The organism is Dactylosporangium sp. NPDC051087, from assembly GCF_055586325.1.
The window spans coordinates 147,862-165,590 of the sequence record NZ_JBVJIJ010000026.1; the positions used below are offsets into that span (position 1 = coordinate 147,862).

The 17,729-nt window shown below is 73.9% G+C and carries 14 protein-coding genes; 4 read left to right on the forward strand and 10 right to left on the reverse strand.

Going from position 1 to position 17,729, the window contains the following annotated elements:
- Positions 1-62: 62 nt before the first annotated feature.
- The 3 genes from ACZ6TV_RS40620 to ACZ6TV_RS40630 are packed head-to-tail and all read right to left on the reverse strand — an operon-like array spanning position 63 to position 6,903.
- Positions 63-1,232 (reverse strand): ATP-binding protein, encoded by a 1,170-nt coding sequence (locus ACZ6TV_RS40620; RefSeq protein WP_465304250.1) that lies wholly within the window; start codon positions 1,230-1,232, stop codon positions 63-65.
- Positions 1,229-6,019 (reverse strand): hypothetical protein, encoded by a 4,791-nt coding sequence (locus tag ACZ6TV_RS40625; RefSeq protein WP_465304252.1) that lies wholly within the window; start codon positions 6,017-6,019, stop codon positions 1,229-1,231. Before ACZ6TV_RS40625 ends, ACZ6TV_RS40620 begins: the two co-directional genes overlap by 4 nt.
- The gene (locus ACZ6TV_RS40630; protein WP_465304254.1) at positions 6,016-6,903 is read right to left on the reverse strand and encodes a DUF4132 domain-containing protein; all 888 of its coding nucleotides are present in this window, start codon (positions 6,901-6,903) and stop codon (positions 6,016-6,018) included. The genes ACZ6TV_RS40625 and ACZ6TV_RS40630 overlap by 4 nt, the downstream gene beginning before the upstream one ends.
- A gap of 344 nt (positions 6,904-7,247) precedes the next feature.
- Between ACZ6TV_RS40630 and ACZ6TV_RS40635 the strand changes: the two genes are divergently transcribed.
- The 3 genes from ACZ6TV_RS40635 (at position 7,248) to ACZ6TV_RS40645 (ending at position 10,296) form a co-directional block, all read left to right on the forward strand.
- Complete coding sequence (locus tag ACZ6TV_RS40635; protein ID WP_465304256.1) at positions 7,248-8,390, forward strand: ROK family protein; 1,143 nt, start codon at positions 7,248-7,250, stop codon at positions 8,388-8,390.
- An 86-nt stretch (positions 8,391-8,476) separates the two neighbouring features.
- Positions 8,477-9,703 (forward strand): sugar efflux transporter, encoded by a 1,227-nt coding sequence (locus tag ACZ6TV_RS40640; RefSeq protein ID WP_465304258.1) that lies wholly within the window; start codon positions 8,477-8,479, stop codon positions 9,701-9,703.
- A complete protein-coding gene (locus ACZ6TV_RS40645; protein WP_465304260.1) occupies positions 9,700-10,296 on the forward strand; it encodes a hypothetical protein in 597 nt (198 codons plus the stop codon). Before ACZ6TV_RS40640 ends, ACZ6TV_RS40645 begins: the two co-directional genes overlap by 4 nt.
- Before the next feature lie 86 nt (positions 10,297-10,382).
- Here ACZ6TV_RS40645 and ACZ6TV_RS40650 read toward each other — a convergent pair whose 3' ends face one another.
- Complete coding sequence (locus ACZ6TV_RS40650) at positions 10,383-11,237, reverse strand: oxygenase MpaB family protein (protein WP_465304262.1); 855 nt, start codon at positions 11,235-11,237, stop codon at positions 10,383-10,385.
- An 11-nt stretch (positions 11,238-11,248) separates the two neighbouring features.
- Positions 11,249-12,838 carry an aminotransferase class I/II-fold pyridoxal phosphate-dependent enzyme gene (locus ACZ6TV_RS40655; RefSeq protein WP_465304264.1) on the reverse strand — a complete coding sequence of 530 codons (1,590 nt, stop codon included), beginning with the start codon at positions 12,836-12,838 and terminating at the stop codon, positions 11,249-11,251.
- Between the two features lie 78 nt (positions 12,839-12,916).
- On the opposite strand from ACZ6TV_RS40655, the gene ACZ6TV_RS40660 reads away from it, so the two are divergent.
- Positions 12,917-13,522 (forward strand): CGNR zinc finger domain-containing protein, encoded by a 606-nt coding sequence (locus ACZ6TV_RS40660; protein ID WP_465304266.1) that lies wholly within the window; start codon positions 12,917-12,919, stop codon positions 13,520-13,522.
- On the opposite strand, the gene ACZ6TV_RS40665 is transcribed toward ACZ6TV_RS40660, so the two are convergent.
- From ACZ6TV_RS40665 to ACZ6TV_RS40685, 5 genes are read right to left on the reverse strand one after another with little or no spacing between them, the layout of a single operon-like run.
- On the reverse strand, positions 13,468-14,634 hold the full coding sequence (locus ACZ6TV_RS40665; RefSeq protein ID WP_465304268.1) for a hypothetical protein: 1,167 nt from the start codon (positions 14,632-14,634) through the stop codon (positions 13,468-13,470). The genes ACZ6TV_RS40660 and ACZ6TV_RS40665 overlap by 55 nt on opposite strands.
- A complete protein-coding gene (locus tag ACZ6TV_RS40670) occupies positions 14,631-15,203 on the reverse strand; it encodes a TerD family protein (protein ID WP_465304270.1) in 573 nt (190 codons plus the stop codon). Before ACZ6TV_RS40670 ends, ACZ6TV_RS40665 begins: the two co-directional genes overlap by 4 nt.
- Positions 15,204-15,237: 34 nt before the next feature.
- Positions 15,238-15,729 carry a hypothetical protein gene (locus ACZ6TV_RS40675; RefSeq protein ID WP_465304272.1) on the reverse strand — a complete coding sequence of 164 codons (492 nt, stop codon included), beginning with the start codon at positions 15,727-15,729 and terminating at the stop codon, positions 15,238-15,240.
- Between the two features lie 7 nt (positions 15,730-15,736).
- The gene (locus tag ACZ6TV_RS40680; RefSeq protein ID WP_465304274.1) at positions 15,737-16,936 is read right to left on the reverse strand and encodes a toxic anion resistance protein; all 1,200 of its coding nucleotides are present in this window, start codon (positions 16,934-16,936) and stop codon (positions 15,737-15,739) included.
- A 28-nt stretch (positions 16,937-16,964) separates the two neighbouring features.
- Entirely contained in the window at positions 16,965-17,543 is a 579-nt protein-coding gene (locus ACZ6TV_RS40685; protein ID WP_465304276.1) for a TerD family protein, read from the reverse strand.
- Positions 17,544-17,729 lie beyond the last annotated feature (186 nt).

Below are 17,729 nucleotides of genomic sequence, written 5' to 3' on the forward strand. Positions count from 1 at the left end.
CCCCGCCCGTGGCAGACGGAAGCCCGCCCGGACCCCTGCCCGCCGCGGCGGGCAGGGAAGGGTCAGGAGTTGAGGACATCGCGGAGCTCCCACAGCTGGGTCCACAGCCGGGACCCCTCCTCGGCGCGGCGGCGGACGGCGCCGTCCCAGTAGCCGAGGAGCTTCGCGCCGTCGGCCGGGTCGTCCTTGCAGACGACGCCCTGGAGGTGGGCGGGCAGGAGGGACAGGACGTCGCGGTCGCCGGGGAAATACGCGGCGGCGAGGCCGAGGGAGGTGGCGACGGCGACCGCCTCGGCGGTGCTCATGACGGTGGACGGGCGCTCCACCTCCCAGCCCTCCACGGACCGCCCGCCCCGCAGGTCGCGAAACGCGGTGACCAGCGCCTCGAGGACCGCCTCGTCGACGCCGAAGGGCGTGCGCACCCGGTCGAGGGCGGCCTTCGCCTGGCGGCCGACGAGCGCGGTCTCCGCGGCCAGGTCGGGGATGGGGCCGACGGTCTCGAAGTTGAAGCGGCGCTTGAGGGCGGCCGACATCTCCGAGACGCCGCGGTCGCGGAGGTTGGCGGTGGCGATGAGGGTGAAGCCGGGCGCCGCGTGGATGGTGGCGCCGGCGGTGCCGGACAGCTCCGGCACCGCGATCCGCCGGTCGGACAGGATGGAGACCATCGCGTCCTGCACCTCGGGCAGGCAGCGGGTGATCTCCTCGACGCGGGCCACGGCGCCGGCGCGCATCGCGGTCAGCACCGGTGAGGGGACAAGGGCCTCGGGGGAGGGGCCGCCGGCGAGCAGGAGCGCATAGTTCCACCCGTAGCGCAGCTGGTCCTCGGTGGTGCCCGCGGTGCCCTGCACGACCAGCTCGCTGGTCCCGCAGACCGCCGCGGACAGCAGCTCCGACAGCATCGACTTGGCCGTGCCGGGCTCGCCGACGAGCAGCAGCCCGCGCTCGCCGGCGAGGGTGACGACGCAGCGCTCGACGAGGGCCCGGTCGCCGACGAACTTCCGGGTGATGGCGAGCTTCGCCGGCAGGTCGCCGGTGCGGGCGCCCTTGGGCAGGATGAGCTCCTTGTCGTCGCTGCCGACGATGAACGTCACCACGGCCCGCGGGGTCAGCCGCCAGCCGGGCGGCCGGGCGCCGTCGTCGTGCGCGGCGAGGAACGCGAGCTCCGCCGCGTGCGCGTGCTCGGCGGGGTCGATCTGCCGCGCGGGGGCGGGGGTTTCCAGGGTGGTGCTCATCGACGGCCCTTCGTGGTGAGTTCTTCGAAGCGGGGGTGGTCGCCGCCGGTGACCCTGGCCCAGGCCACGGTGAACAGCGCCGGCGCGGGGGCGACGGGGATGACGGCGCCGAGGCCGGTCACGTTGTCGCCGTCGCGGATGAACAGCGGCAGCTTCCACCGCTCGAACGGCAGGTGCGGGCTGGACATCGCGACCCAGCCGCCGGGCAGGAACAGCGTCCGCCCGGCCCTCGGCCGCTTCGCCTCCACGACCAGGTCGGTGGCGGCCAGCTCGGCGCGGGCCTTCTTCAGCCGCGCCGGCTTCCAGCCCGTCCAGGCCGCGGCGTTGCGGTCGGTCGGGTCGGGCAGGGCGAGCAGCTGCAGATACAGCGTGGCCGCGTCGGCGCTCAGCCCGTGCCGCTCGGCGACCTCGGCGACGAGGTCCGGCGCGGAGCGCGACGGGTCGTGATCCTCGTCGGAGCCCTCCGTCGACGCGGCCGCCTCGACCCACGCGTCGAGCTGCCCGCCGAGAATCGCCCGCATCGCCACGACGAAGCGCGGCGAGCTGTCCAGCTCGGTGAGCAGCGCGGTGAGGCGCGGGTCGTCGGGCCCGGTGAGCCGCGCCGGGCGCAGCATGACCATGGGCCAGTGCCGGTCGTGGACGAGCTTGTAGAGGCCGGCGTCCTGGGTGGTCCCGTCGACGGTGACGGGCAGCCCGATCTTGCCGATGAACCCGGTCAGGTCCTCCTCATACAGCGTGCCGATCTGCAGCTCCAGCGCCGGGTCGGCGAGCCGCTGCCGGACGAGCTCGAGCACCCTGGGCAGGTTGACGCGCAGCGGGTCGCCGGCCGGCAGCCGCCGCACCAGCCACGGGATCGTGCGGGTGACGGCCATCATCAGGTCGGCGCCGCCGACGCCCTCGTCGTGGCCGTGCAGCCAGCGGCACGTCTCGGGGTTGGCGAGGCCGTGCACGAACGCCGAAGCGCGGATGCCGGCGGTGACGCGGGCCTTGCGCACGTCGACGATCAGCTCGTCGGCGAGCGGGGTCCTCGTGCCATACCGCTCCACGTGCCAGGCGCCGATCCGCTCGACCGACGGCCCGGTGGTCCACAGCTGCGCCGGGTCCTCGGACAGCATCGCCGCGGCGATGCCGCGCCGCTCCGCGCGGCTGAGCGAGTCGCGGTCGCTGACGGCGCCCTCGATCGCGTCGTCGGTCAGGGCCGGGTCGACCTGCCAGGCCTCGGGCCGCTCCTCCCGCCACTGCTTGAACGTGACCGGCTCGGCGAGCAGGACCGCCGCGTCGGCGAGGGTGATCCCGGCTGCCGCCGACACCGCCGGGACGAGCTCGGGCCGCCACGGCAGCGGCCCCCGCTCGCGGGCGGCCTCGACGAACGCGGTGACCCGCGCGGTGTCCCAGCCACCCGGGTCCTGCACGTCATGGTGGGTGATGGCGTGCCCGGGGACCGCGCCGAACGTGCCGTCCGGCGCGTATTCGACCGCCTGGATCTCGCCGTCGGACGTGTCGGCGCGCAGCACGACCAGCCGCCGCCCGCCCGTGGTGACGAGGTCGCCGACCTTGGGCATCGCGGCGAGGTCGTCGGCCTTCAGCCGGAGCCGCCGCAGCCGCCCGCCGGGTGCGAGCAGCCCCGACCCGGCGACGAGCTCGAGGAGCCCGAGCAGGTGGGTGTGGTGCTCGGCGGAGATCATCGGTGACACGGCCCGGTGCACGACCGCGGGCAGCTGCCCGATGACGGCGAACCAGTCGGGGTCGGCGTCGCCGGCGATCGGTGCGATCGGCCGCTGCGGCTCCAGCCCGACGAGCGCCGCGCCGACGTTGATGTACAGGTTGGCCGCGACGTGGCTGTAGTCATAGCAGCTCGGGATGAGCCCGGACAGGGCCGCGTTGAGGATCCGGTCGTCGGGCAGGTGCCCGTCGGGGTCCTCCCGCACGGCCTGGCCGGAGAGAGCCGCGGTGGCCGTGGTCAGCTCGACCAGCCGCGCCGCGGAACGGGCCGCCTGCTTGACGATGCCGGCGATCCCGGCGACGAGCGGGGCCGAGCCGACCTCGGGGAGCGCCTCGCCGACGAGCTTGCGCGCCGCGTCGCCGTCGATCTTGGCGTCGGGGCCGACGAGGTCGACGACGGCGGCGAGGAGCCGCACCGCCTGCTCGTCGGTGACGGCCCGCAGCGCCGCCGAGCCGGCCTCGTCGCGGACCCGCAGATAGTGCCAATACGTCGGAGGGGGCAGCATGCGGGTGCCCTCCCGGAACGGGTCCTGCTTCAGGTTGGTCTTGAGCGTGGCGATCTCCGAGCCGTCCTCGGCGCACAGGACGATCCGGTTGTCCCGCCACAGCTCCTGATACACCATGCCGTAGACGGTGTCGGAGCCCGGGAAGCGGACCGCGCCGACCTGCCGGCCGTGCCGGCGGCCCGCCCGCTCGAACTTCGCCGGCAGCGTGAACGTGCGGCCGTCGATGCCCGCGCCGATCTCCGCGCCGGCGGCGGTGGTGCGCACGCGCCAGCCGGCGAGCCCGTCGCGCTGCCCGAGCGGGCTGTCCGCGGCCTGCGGCGGCACCGGCATCAGCCGGGACGGGGCGTGCCGCAGGGACTCGCCGTCGACGGCGCCGGCCTCGAAGAACGACGGCAGCGACGGCCGGCCGAGCGCGCCGGTGGCCGGGTCGTATTCGTGCCAGCGCCAGCTCTCGTCGGCGGCCTGCGCGAGGGCCCAGTAGTGCTGGCCGTCGCTGCACACCTGCGAGCGCTCCTGGGCGGACCGGTCACCGACGCGCAGCGGCCGGCCGCCGGCGGTGCGCCCGCCGCCCGGCAGGGGGAGCGACAGGTAGGTGTTGGTGGAGAACGCCTCGTCGGGGGTGGTGAACACGTCGTCGGCGGTGCCGCTCCAATAGCCGCCGCGCTCCTCGCCCTTGTCCCAGCTGACGAGCAGCTGCCCGTCGACGAAGCGCAGGACGGTGCTCCAGTCATAGCGCCGCTGGTCGGCGGGGATCCGCAGGGTGTGCTCCAGCTCGACCCCGTCGGGGCCGACGACGGCGACCTGGTCGCCGGCGCGGACCACCAGCTGCGGCCACTGCCGGTGCACGCGGACCTTCGCGTCATAGGAGTCGTCGTCGGACTCGACGGCGCTGTCGCCGATCAGGGTCTCGACCGCGGCCTCCAGCGCCGGCCAGCCGAACTCGTCGAAGACCCCGGCGCGCAGCGTGGCGGCGAGGACCGGGCCGAGGTCGTGCTCGGTGATGCGGCGCACCGCCTCGGGGTTGACCGCGAGGCCCTCGGGGCAGGCGACGAGCTCGAGCCGCTTGAGCTGGTCGTCGATGCCGGGCAGGCCCTGGCCGATGACGCTGTCGGCGAGCTGGTCCATCCACCAGTGCAGCGCCGTGCGCAGCCCGGGCACGGCGACGACGGCGGCGACGTCCTCCGGCGACACCTTGGTGCTGCGCCAGCCGGGACGCAGGTGGTCCTCGATGCTCGCGGCGACCCGCGGCAGCAGGTCCGGGTGCGCGGCGACGTGGACGAGGTCGCGGCGGCCCGGCTCGTCGTCCTTGAGCCACTGCTCGACGGCGCAGCGCGCGTTGGTCGCGACGTCCTCCAGGGGCACGCCGAGCTCCAGGCACAGGTCGACGACGTCGAGGTCGACGTAATGACCGGAGGTCAGCCCGACCGGGACACCGTCGGCCTTGAGCCGCTGCGCCATCCGTGCGACCAGCGCGGACTGCGCCGCCAGCCGCTCCCGCCGCCAGCCGGAGCGGTGCCGGTCGAGGCGGGTCAGCCAGCCGGCGGGACCGTCGGCGGGCTCGGCCCCGGCGGGCACGGAGCCGGCCGGCCCGGTCAGCGCCTCGGTGGCGCCGGACTCGTCGAGGATCTCCAGCCACGTCCCGTCGGGGCAGTTGCCGGGGAACATCGTCAGCAGCTGGCCGCGGACGGCGGGATCCTGCCGGGCGATGGTGACCAGCGGGGCCCGATAGGCCGTCCAGAAGCCGCCGGGCGCGCGGACGACCGACGGGGCGGTGAGCAGCACCCGCAGCAGCGCCTCCTCCTCGTCGGCGCCGAGCTTCGCCGCCTTCGCCAGCCGGCGCAGGTCGGTGTGCATCGACGCATAGGGCGGCATCCCGCCGAGGGTCCGCTCCACGCACAGCCGCCGGAAGCGCTCATAGGCCGTCGCCGCGTCGGCGCGCGCCGCGAGGTCGCGGGCATAGGCCGACAGCGCCTTCGCGGTCAGCGCGCCGGCGAGCGCGAACTCCAGGAAGACCGTGTGCTGCCGGTCCTCGTCGATCTTCAGCGCGAACGCCCGCTCGGCGTCGCGGGCCTTGCCGAACATCGACGCCGCATAGGTGGGGCTGTCGGCGGCGAGGAACGCCCGCGCCGCCTCCTCATAGAACGTCGGCAGGAAGTGCGGCACCGACCGGGCGAGCCGGTCGCCGAGCTCCACGAACCCGTCGCGGGCCGGGCCGATCCGCGACTTCGCGATCCGCACGAGCCGCTCGATGTCCTTGACGAGCGCCAGGGCGTGGTGGCCGTTGGCGGGGTCGTTGACGAGCGCCCATGCGGGGAACCCGAGCGCCTGCTGCCGCACGACGCCGACCTCGGCGACGGTCTCGGGCGCGGTGAACCCGAGGAACTCCATGGTGAGGTCCTCGGCCGCGCCGAGGGTGCCCGGGACGAGGCGCACCACGGTGCGGTCGCCGAGGACCGGGTGCCGATAGGCCCGGGTGGTCAGCGTGTCGATCGTGTCCTGCGCCGCGCCCTCCCCGGAGGGCAGCACCGCACCCGCGTCCAACAGTGCCTCTGCGCTCATGCCTGCTCCTCCTCCTTGGTCTCCTCGACGACGCGGCCGGCATAGAGCGCCGCCGCCATGCGCATGCCCTCGGACCAGGCGACCGGTCCGACCTCACCGAGCGGCACCGTCGTGCCGTCCTCCCGGACGAACACCAGGTCGCCGGTCTCGGTCTCGTAATAGGGATCGTCGGCGCCGACCCAGCTGCGGGCCTCGACGGTGCGGCCGCCCTCGAACACGCGGCAGACCGCGGAGCCGCCCTTCACCGGATAGCCCAGCGACGAGGAGCGCGCCGTCAGGTGCCGCAGCTCGGCGAACTTCCCGCCGGCATAGTCGGTGACCCTGGTCGCGGCCGGCTCGACGTCGGCGCCGCGCGTCCACGTCTGGCGGAACAGCTGGTCGACCGACTGCTTCACGCCCAGGTCGGCGGCGAACTCCCGCAGGTCGTCGAGGTCGGCAAGCTGCACCGGGTGGGTGATCGCGACGCGCGCCGCGGGCAGCCGGACCGTCTCGCCGTCGAGATTGACGATGCCGATCGTGCCGCCGCCGTCACCGGACGCGTCGCGCAGGAAACCGACCTCGTCGGGGTCCCAGGAGCCGTCGTCGTCGAGGACCGCGACGACCAGGTCGGTCAGCGCGGCCCGCCACACCTCGTCGGGCCAGACACGCGCGAGGACCTCGGCGGGCACGGGGAGTGACCGGACCATCCACCGGTCGACCTGCTCGCGCACCTGCGCCTCGTGCCGGCCCAGCCACTCCTGCAGCTGCTTGAGCCCGAAGACCACGGCGTCGTCCTTCAACGCCGGGGGCACGGACTTGAGCAGCTTGCCCTTGGCGTTGCGGCACGCTATGCGGCCCTCGGAAAGGGTGACCTCATAGCCACCGCCGGCGGTCAGCCACGTCATGCGATCCCTGCCTCATCGGGGGTCGGACTTCCTTGACCCCCGGCACGTTAGTCACTGGGTGCGACATTTTTTCAAGCGGCGGCGGCGAGATGACCGGGACGTCCGGATAGATGCGGGAAACATCCACAGTGGACGGCGGCGCGACGGCGTACCGTAGAGCGGCCACACGAAGCGCGGGTTCTGTCAAGTCCTGACAGATGCGCTTGCTGCATACCGGTTTGGGACGATAGTTTCAGTAAGTCCTTGACAGAACGCGCGTGTCCCATGAGGATCGCGCAGTGGCGGCCCAGCGCATCGACCCTCACACCCTCTGGCACCCCGAGACCGGCGGTGCCGGCCGACGGGTGGCTGAGACGCTGCGCCTGTATGGGCCACGCACCCGCGCAGAGCTCGTCAACCTCAGCGGCCTGTCCCGCCCGACCGTCTCCTCGGCCCTCGCCGACCTCGGCGGCGCCGACCTCGTCAGCGAGCAGGTGGGCGCCGCCGCCAAGCCGGTCGGTGGCCGTCCAGCGTCGGTGGTGCGGCTGACCCGGCGGGCCGGGATCGCGGTCGGCGTCGACGTCGGCCGGCGGCACGTGCGCGTCGCGCTCGCCGACCTCGGTCACGCCGTGCTCACCGAGCGGCAGTCCCGCACCGACTTCGACATCGACGACCGGCCGCGCGAGGCCCTGGACCTCGGCACGACCCTCGTCGACGCGGCCCTCGACGGCATCGGCGCCACCCGGGCGGACGTCGTCGGCGTCGGGCTCGGGGTGCCGGCGCCGATCACCCGCGACTGGCGCATAGGGTCCCCCGGCATGCTGCCGGGCTGGGCGGACGTGCTGCCCGCCGACGAGCTCACCGATCGCCTCTCGCTGCCGGTACGGGTGGACAACGACGCCAACCTGGCCGCCCTCGGCGAATACGTCTGGGGCGCCGGCCGCGGCTGCGCCGACCTGGTCTACGTCAAGCTCGCCACCGGCATCGGCGCCGGCATCGTGCTCGACGGCCGGCTCTACCGCGGCGCCGCCGGGACCGCCGGCGAGCTCGGCCACGTGACCCTCGACGCGCGCGGTCCCGTGTGCCGGTGCGGCAACCGGGGCTGCGTCGAGCTGTCCGTCGGCGGCCGTGCCCTGCTCAGTCACGCGAGGCTGTCGCATCCGGAGCTGACCGACCTCGCCGGGCTCATCGCGCTCGCCCAGGCCGGCGACCCCGGCTGCCGCCGGCTCCTCGCCGACGCCGGCACCCAGCTCGGCTACGCGCTGGGCAACCTCGTCAACCTCATCAACCCGCAGCGGGTCCTGCTCGGCGACGAGCTCGGCGCCGCGACGGACATCCTGCGCGAGCCGCTGCAGCGCGGGCTCGCCGAGACGGCGTTCACCGCCGCGGCCGCGTCGGTCGAGGTCGCCCAGAGCGCCCTGTCCCTGCGCGCCGCCGCCCTGGGCGGAGTCGCCCTGGCCCTCGGCGTCGACACCGTCCCGTTCGCGGCAGCGTCAGCAGTCCTGTAAAAGCGGCCGGCGACGACAGGACCACCGCGGACGGGTGACCCGGTTCACCCGGAGACCCGCCATCTTTAGCGGTAAGGTAACCGCTTGTGGTAACGAGCGCACCCCCGAGAACCCCTGTCACCCCCGCCGGGCGGGTCCTGGTGCCGCTCGGCGTGATGTTCCTGTTCGTGGGCCTGTCCACCGCCGTCGTCGGACCGTTCGTGTCGCTGTTCCTCAGCACCGCCGTCAAGGCCGACCCGGTGCACGTCGCCGCGTTCCTCGTCGCCGGCCCGGTGTCGATGGTCGTGTCGTCGACGGTCATCGGCCGCCTGTCCGACCGGCGTCCCGTCCGCCGGCAGATCCTCGCCGTCGCGGCCGCCGCCGGCGGGGTCAGTGCCACCGCCACCGCGTTCGTCCGCGACTACTGGGTGCTGCTGGCCCTCACCGTCACCGTGACCGCGATCAGCGGCGCCCTGTTCCCGCAGGCGTTCGCCTACGCCCGTGAGGCCCTCGAGCAGCGCGGCTCGACCCGCGCCGCGATGACCATCAGCACGCTGCGGATGCTGTTCTCGATCGCCTGGGTCGCCGGCCCGCCGGTCGCCGCGTTCCTCGTCGACTACGGCGGCTTCCGCGTGCTGTACCTGACCGCCGCCACGATGTACGCCGCCGCCGTCCTCGTCGCCGTGTTCGTCCTCGACGACGTCCCGCCCGCCGTCAAGCCGGCACGGACCGAGGCCGCGCACGCGCCGTCGAGCGTGCTGCAGGTCGTCGCCGCGCTGACCCTGCTGCAGGCGGCCGGCTCGCTCGGCGTCCAGGCGATGTCGCTGTTCCTCAGCCACGACCTGCGCGGTTCCGTCCGCGACGCGGGCCTGGTCCTGGGACTGTGCGCCGCGCTGGAGATCCCGCTGATGCTCGGGTTCGGCGCGCTGTCGACCCGGTGGCCGCTGCGCCGCCTCGTCATCGTCGGCGCCGGCCTCGGCGTGCTCTACTACGTGCTCGTCTCGGCCTCCGCGCACACCTGGCAGGTGGCGGCCGCGCAGCTGGTCAACGCCAGCTTCATCGCGGCCGTGCAGGGCCTCGGCATCTCCTTCGTGCAGGAGATGCTGCCCGGCGAGCCCGGCCGCGCCGCGACCCTGGCCGGCAACGCGTATCCGGTCGCCGCGATCCTCGCCGGGCCGCTGTTCGGCCTCGCCCAGCACTTCGGCTACCGCTACGCGTACGTCTCCGCCGCCGCCCTCTGCGCCGCCGGCGTGGTCCTCCTGCTGACAGCGCACCGCAAAGCACCGGCGGCACCGACGGCACATCTGAAGGCGACGGCGGCGGCAGCGGCATGACGCTCCTGCGGTTCGACGGCTGGATCGCCGGCGTCGGCACCGCGGGCGGCACCCGCCTCGTCCTGGGGCACTGGCCGCGCTCCCCGTTCGGGCCGGTCAGCGACGTCATGGCCGAGCGCCCCGACGGCCGGCGGATCCTGCTCGCCGCCACCGGGGAGCTCGCCGAATTCGTCGCCGCGACCTACCGCTTCGACGACGTCCGGGTCGCCCCTGTCCGCGTCGTCCGCTCCGGTACGACCTGGGCCGCCGACGCCGGACCGCTCCACCTGCGGTTCACGACCGGGCGCAGGGGCCCGCTCGGTTGGCTCCTGCGCTGCGTGCCGCCGCCCCTGGCCCGCCACCCCCGCTGGGTCGCCGCCATCGCCCGCCCCGCCCGCCTGCTCCAGCCGGGCGTGCGCACCCACGGCAGCGCCGGCGGCGGCCGGCACGAGTGGTACGGCGTCCAGGACCTCCACCGCATCACGGCCGCGACCGCGTCGTGGGACGGCGAGGACCTCGGCGCCCTCGCCGACATCGACCCGCCGGTCCGCTTCGGCTTCGGCTCCACCCCTCGCGTCCCGGCCCTGGCCAGGGTCACGACCCTGATCGGCTGAGCCGACCGGCCCGGCTTCGCCGGGGTCACGACCCTGGTCGGCTGAGCGGACCGGCCCGGCTTCGCCGGGGTCACGACCCTGGTCGGCTAGACGGACCGGCCCAGCTTCGCCAGGTCGTAGCCGTCGGGGTAGGACTTCGTGACGATCCCGTCCGCGAACAGCGGCGACGTGCGGGGCCGCGCCAGCCGCAGCAGCAGCGCCCGCGCCCGCAGCGCCGCGTGCAGCCCGGTCCTCGCCCACGCGGGCGGGTCCGGCACCGCGTACGCGCGGCGCAGCGGCGGGTCGTAGAGCGCGGCGATCAGCGAGTCCGCGACCCCCCGCAACGGCTTCGGGATGCGCCCGCGCAGCAGGTCCCGGGTCACGCGCTCGATGCGCTCGGCCTCCGGCGTGTGCCGCAGCTGCGCCGCCTCGTACGCGTCGAACCAGTCCTCGAACGCCTGATAGCCGTCGGGGATGTCGTGGACACCCATCCGCAGGCCGATCTCGCGGTAGTAGCGGGCGGCCGCCTCGCGCTCCTGCTCGGCGGGGGAGCGCCACCCGTACCGCCGCAGCCATCGCATCGGGATGACGGTGAGCGCGGCGAGGACGTAGACGCTGTCGTCGTTGTCGGCGGTGACGTGCCGGTGCGCCTCGTTCAGCAGGCGCAGCGCCAGCCGGCCGCGAGGATGCTCGAAGCCGTGCATGAGGATCTCGTACATGATGATGCCGGTGTCGTCGGCGCGCCGCCGCGGCTCGGTCAGCACCCGCCCGGTCGCCACGAGCGCGGCGGCGACGCGGGGCAGCGCGAACGACCGGTTGAACGCCAGGTTGAACGCCATGCGCATGTCCCAGGGGAACTCCTCGCGCAGCGTCAGCTGGTGGATCAGCAGGTAGTCGGCGCCGACGTCGCTGCTCTGGATGCGTCGCAGGTTGTCATATCGACCCCTCCTGATCCCCCGCATGGTCGTGCAGTCTAGGAGATCCGGTGACCGTCCGTGAAATCGGCGGCGAGCCGGTCCAGCATCTCGGCGAGGACGCCGGGGCCGGTGGCGAAGTTGAGCCGGACGAAGCCCGAGGTGTCCACAGTGGTCCCCGCGGAGAACTCCGCGCCCGCGCTGAGCCTGACCTTCGCCGTCTCCTCCAGCCGCGCGGCGGGATCGGTGCCGCCCCAATGGATCCAGCTCAGATAGGTGGCCTCGGGCGGGCGGTGCGCCAGCCTGGCGGCGACGGTGTCCCGGTTGGCCCGCAGCAGCTCCTTCGTCCGTCGCAGCCAGGTGTACGACTCCCGCCAGGCCGCGACGGTCGCGACCCGCCCGGCGATGCTGGGCGTGCCGTACAGGTCGATCGGCTGCGCGTCCAGGGACCGCCGCACCCGCTCGGGGCCGACGTGCGCGACGGCGAGGCGCAGCGCCGCCAGGTTGAACGCCTTCGTCGCCGAGGTCGCGGTCACGGTGCGTGCCGCGGCCGGCCCGCTCAGGGACGCGAACGGGATGTGGCGGCCCGGCCCGTACGCCAGGTCGGCGTGCACCTCGTCGGCGAGCACCACCAGGTCGAGCCGCTCCGCGACGGCGGCGACGGCGTCCAGCTCGGCCCGGTCGAACATCCGGCCGGTCGGGTTGTGCGGGTTGACGAGCACCAGCAGCCGGCACCCGGCGAGCCGCTCCTCGAGCCGGTCGGTGTCGAACGTCCAGCGCCTGCCGTCGTCGAGCATCGGCAGCGGCACGATCCTGCGGCCGGCCCGCGCGATGCTGGCCAGGAACGGCGGGTAGGACGGGACGTGGATCGCGACGCCGTCGCCGGGCACGGTCGTGTGCTCGACCGTCACCTGCAGGATCTGCAGGATGTCGGTGAAGACCCGGGTCCGGCCGGGTGCGGGGTCCCAGCCGTGCCGCTGCCGCATCCAGTCCTCGAACGCGGCGACGACCGGGTCCTCGCCGCGCCAGAACGGGTAGCCGAAGTCCTCGCGGTGCACGAGGTCGAGGAGGCGGTCGCGGATCGCGGGGGCGACGCCGAGGTCCATGTCGGCGACCCACGCGGCGATGGTGCCCGGCTCCGTGGATCCCCACTTGACGCCGTGCCCCGCCCGCAGCCGTCGCGTGTCGTCGCCGCGCTCCGGGGCGATGCAGTCGCGGAGGACCTCCATCTGGCCGTGGTGCTGGGCGAGCTCCTCGAAGACGTGCTGGAGGGCGGCGCCCTGGGTGCCGATCCGGTCGGGGCCCTGGTAGCGGGCGGGCGGGGTGCCGCGCAGCGGATCGCCGGGCGTGGCCGCCCGCACGTCGTCGGCGAACCGGGCCCTGACCTCGGCGACCCGCAGCAGCAGGTCCTCGACGCGGCCCTCGGCGGTGAACTCGGCGTCGCGGTCGCGGTGCGACGGCCGGCCCGCGACGAGGGTCCCGGCCCAGAACTCCATGACGCCGAGACAGTGTGTGAGCAGCGCGAACGGCGAGTTCGCGGCCGGCAGCGGCCGCCGGGCCGCCCGCTCGTCGCCGAGTTCGGTGACGATGCGCGCCATGCCGTCCAGGGCGCGGTCGGTGTAGTACAGGTACTCCTCGGAGCTGATCATGCCCGCCCTCTCGCGTCACCTGCTTGACCGGTGACGCCAACCTTGCGCCGGGACCGCGTCACCTGTCAAGGTGGTGACGTGACGTTCGTGTTCGTGAGCGGTGACCTGGCCCTCGACTTCGCCGGGACGTTGAAGTGGCGCCGCGGCCCGGCCCCGGAGGAGCTGCTCGCCGCCCCCGCCGACGCCGCCCGCTGGGCTGTCGAGGCGGGCCTGCTGACGTCCGCCCCCCGACTGTCCACAGTGGATCTCGCGGACCTGGTGGCGCTGCGGGAGACGGTCTACCGGCTCGTGACGGCCGGGCTGGCGGGGCAGCCGTGGCCGCCCGGGGACCTGCGCGCGCTGAACGCGGCGGGTGCCGCGCCGCCGCCCCGCGTGACGCTCACCGCCGACGGGATCCGCCGTGCGGCCCCGCCCGGGGCGCCCGCCGCGTCGGTCGGGGTCGCCGTGGCCGTCGCCGCCCTGGAGCTGCTCGGCTCCCTCGGCGCCGTCGTGGTGCGGGAGTGCGCCCTCGAGGAGTGCACGCGGCTCTTCGTGGACCGCTCCAGGGCGGGCAACCGCGCCTGGTGCGGCATGGAGGAGTGCGGCAACAGGGTGAAGGCCGCCGCCTACCGCGCCCGCCGCGGCGGTGCTCAGGCGGCCGGTGGGATGGCGGTGTCGGCGTCGCGCCAGGCGATGCGGTCGTAGCCGAAGGCGAGGCACGCGTCGCGGGTGCGGCCCTGCACCGTCTGGGCCTCGGCGCGCAGGACGATCTCGCCGTCGACGTTGTAGAGCGACAGCAGCACCGTCGGACCGGGCGGCGGCGGCTGGACTGGCACCTCGATGCGGGCGTGCCCGTGGGTGCCGATGAGCAGGGTGCCCGCCCAGTACGGGCCGGGGTCCGCGGTCGGGGTGCCGAAGATGATGAGCCGCCGCAGGTGCCTGCCGTGCAGCAGGTCGAGGCTCAGCCGCTGGTGCCCGGCCCGGCGGTCCATGGTGAGCGGGCCGTAGGTCTCGCCGGGGCGCAGCACCGACGACGCCCCGGAGTCGAGCTGGTAGGCGCAACCGAGCGCGAACCCCTCGTCCGGCGACCAGGCGGCCTCGAACGTGAGCGCGCCGATGCCCGACTGCAGGCGGGTCAGCACGACCGACGGGTGCCGCGGCCCGAGGACGGTCGGCGCCGAGTCGTGCGTCCGCGGCGGCGTGAACGCCCGGGCGGCCGCGGGCGCGGGCGCCGCGGGGGTGCGTGGCGGGGGAGCGGACTCACCGAACAGGTCCAGCGACGTGCTGCCGCCACCCTGCGCCGGCGGCGTCGGCCCGCCACCCAGGTCGAGCGAGGTCCCGCCGTGCGGCGCGGGCGGCGCCGGCGGGTGGTGCGGCAGGTCCAGCGACGTGCCGCCGTGCGCCGCGGGTGCGGTGGGCGGGGCCGGCGGGTTGCCGGACAGGTCCAGCGACGTGCCCCCGCGCGGCGCGGGCGGCGGCGGGGAGGCGCTGACCGGTGGCGGCGGCGCGCTCTCCGAAAGGTCCAGGGAGGTGCTGACCGGCGGGGGAGGTCCGGGCGGCGGTGCGCTGTCGGACAGATCGAGGGAGGTGCTCGCGGGCGGGGCACTGGGCGCCGACAGATCCAGCGAGGTCGCCGGTGCGGCAGGTGTCGCCTGAGCCGCCCGTTCCGCCGGGGCGGCGGGCGCGGCGGGTGCGGCAGGCGTGGCGGGCGCGGCGGCGGCGGGCAGGCGGCGGTGGCGGATCCACGACAGGTCGTCGGCGGCGGGGCGGACCGGGGCGCGGTGCCGCAGCCAGGACAGGTCTTCCGTGCCGGTCACAACCGGATCCCGTAGTCCGCCGCGAGGGCGGTGACCCCGCTGGCGTAGCCGTCGCCGAGGACCTTGAACTTCCAGCCGCCGCTGTGCCGGTACAGCTCGCCGAGCGCCAGCCCGGTCTCCGCGTCCAGCGCGGGCGCCAGGTTCTCCGACCGGATCAGCTCGGCGTTGCCGTCGAGGTTGAGGACCCTGATGACGCACGACTTCAGCCGGCCGAGGGTGCGGCGCACGGCGTTGCCCTCGTTGACGTACATGACCACGACGATCCGGGTGACCTCGGCCGGCGCCGCCGACAGGTCGACCTCGATCTGGTCGTGGTCCTCGCCGACGACCTCCCGCAGCTGCTGCACCGACATGTCCGGCGAGGAGAGCTGGTTGAAGTACACGAAGTGCCGGTCGGACACGGCGTCGCCGTCGCCGCGGCACAGGATCGCGGCGACGACGATGTTGTCGGTGAGGACCCGCTCCAGGCCGGCGCTGAACTGCACGCCGAGCACCACGCCCCGCAGGTCCGGGATCTCCCGGGTGAGGGTGACGTTCGCCCCGCGCTTCATCTCTTTGACCGGACTCATGCCGCCTCCTCCACCGCGCGTGGCCCCGGTCCGCTCACGACAGGTCCAGGTCGGAGCCGGAGAACTTGGTCCGCAGGAAGTTGCCCTGGGTGACGAGCGCGTCGCGGTCCTGGCCGCGCACGGCGACCAGGATGTTGGACGCGGCCTCCTGCAGCAGGTCGAGCTGCTCCAGCAGCTCGGGGACCGGGGCGGGCCGGTCGCGCATCGACGCCTCCAGGTTCAGAAAGCTGCGAAGGGTGGTCGGCAGGAAGTCGTCGACGCTGTTGCGGACCAGCAGCACGGCGTGGATGTCGAGCGGCCGGTTCGCCGACGTGTCCAGGATCTCCCGGAGCGTGTCGGTGAGCCAGCGGGCCTTCACCACGGCCGCCGCCGGGAGGCGGGCCGCCTGCTGGTTGACGAAGTGCTCGGCGTCGGTGATCCGGCGGCGGATCTGCTCGGGGTCGCCCGCGACGGCGGGGTCGGCCGCGGGCTCGGGGGTGGGGGCCGGCTCGTCGTCGGCCTCCCCCCACCATCGCAACCAGCGCACGGGCGACTCAGCCGGTCTGCTCGCCGCGCCGCGTGCGCTCCAGATACGGCGCCGCCCGCTGGATCTGGCCCTCGAGGGCGTGGACCGTCTGGGCCATCGACTCGACCGCCTGAGCGCGGAACGTGTCGACCGCGTCCATGGTGGCGAAGACGTTGTCGAATGCGGCCTGGAGCTTGTTGATGTCGATCGTCGACTCGGCGGCCTGCTGGTTGATCGCCGCGCCCTGCGTCTTCAGCTGCTGGGACGTCGCCTCGATCAGGTTCGACGTGACCGTGTTGAGCTGGGTGATCTGGTCGAGGACCAGCTTCTGCCGGGCCAGGGCCTGCGACACGATGACCGCGATCCGCAGCGCGGCGATGGTCGTCGTCTGCGCGCGGTCGACGCCCCGGATGAGCTCCAGGTTGTTGCGGCGGACCAGGTCGAGGGCCATGTAGCCCTGCACGTTGACGGCCATCTGCGTCATGATGTCCTGCCGGCGCTGCCGGACCGGGAACAGCGCGTCGGAGCGCAGCGTCCCGGCGGCCTCGGTCTGACCGGCCGCCTCCAGGGCGTTGACCTTCGCCTCGATCGCGGCGTCGAGGGCGGCGGCCAGCTCGTTGTACTCCGCGAGCCGGCCCATCGTGGCCCACATGTTGACCTTTTCGGTCTCGATGGCCGCGTTGTCCTTGCGCAGGTCGTTCTGCCCGGAGTCGAGGGCGACGATGATCGCGTTGAGGTGCGACTGCGCCGACTTGTACTTGGCGAAGTAGCGGTCGATCTTGTCGCCGCCGGGCAGCCACTTCAGGACCTTCTGCACGCCGGTCAGGTCGGCCCGGTTGGGGTCCAGGTCGGTGATGGTCGTGCGCAGGTCGACGAGGGTGTTGGACACCCTGGTCTGGGCATCGTCGGCGCCACGGCCGCGACCCCGGCCCAGGGCGGCGGCGGGACGCTCCAACATGCGGTTGGACATCCCGGCCGCCGCGCGCATGTCCTGCTCGCCCATCGTCGTGATCGACGTGACCTTCTGCTGGAAGGCAGGCGAGTTGGTGTCGATCGCGGCGAGCTCCTCGACGAAGGCGGCGGCCTTCTTGCGCAGCTCGACCTGCTTCTCCGTCTGCAGGGGCACCGCGCCGGCCGCCTGCTGCGGCTCCACGACCACGACCGGGGCGGGCGGGGTCAGCACGAGCGCGCCCTGCTGGGGGGCGCCGCCGAGATCGAGTTCGGACATTCCAGGCCCTTTCAGATCAGCCGGCGGTTCAGCCGACGTTGACGCCGAAGTCGCGCGCGATCCCGGCCAGACCCGAGGCATACCCCTGGCCGACCGCGCGGAACTTCCACTCGCCGTTGTGCCGGTACAGCTCACCGAAGATCATCGCGGTCTCCGACGACGCGTCCTCGGTCAGGTCGTAGCGGGTGAGCTCGGCGCCGCCGTCCTGGTTGACCACCCGGATGAAGGCGTTGCGCACCTGGCCGAAGGACTGGCCGCGCTGCTGCGCCTCGTAGATGGAGACCGGGAACACGATCCGGGCGCACTCGGCGGGCACCTGGCCCAGCTGCACCAGGATCTTCTCGTCGTCGCCGTCGCCGCCGCCGGTGAGGTTGTCGCCGGTGTGCTCGACCGAACCCTCGGGGCTCTTCAGGTTGTTGAAGAAGACGAAGTGCTGGTCGGACAGGATTCGGCCGTTCTCACCGACCATGAGGGCGCTCGCGTCGAGGTCGAACTCGGCACCCGTGGTGGCCCGCTCGTCCCAGCCGAGGCCGATCATCACCGTGCGCAGGTTCGGCGCCTGCTTGGTGAGCGAGACATTGCCGCCCTTGGTGAGGGTCACGGACATGGAACTCTCCTCGCGCTCTCGTTGTGGTCGTCAACCGTGTCCGATCGGCATGTCGGATATATTCATCCGGCTGATCGACGACACCGGAGCCGCCTTCAAAGCTAACGCGCTTCCGGCTACTGTCGAACATTGATCGAACAAGCCGGAGCCTACCCCAACGTTTCAAGCGGACGCGCCCGCACGAAC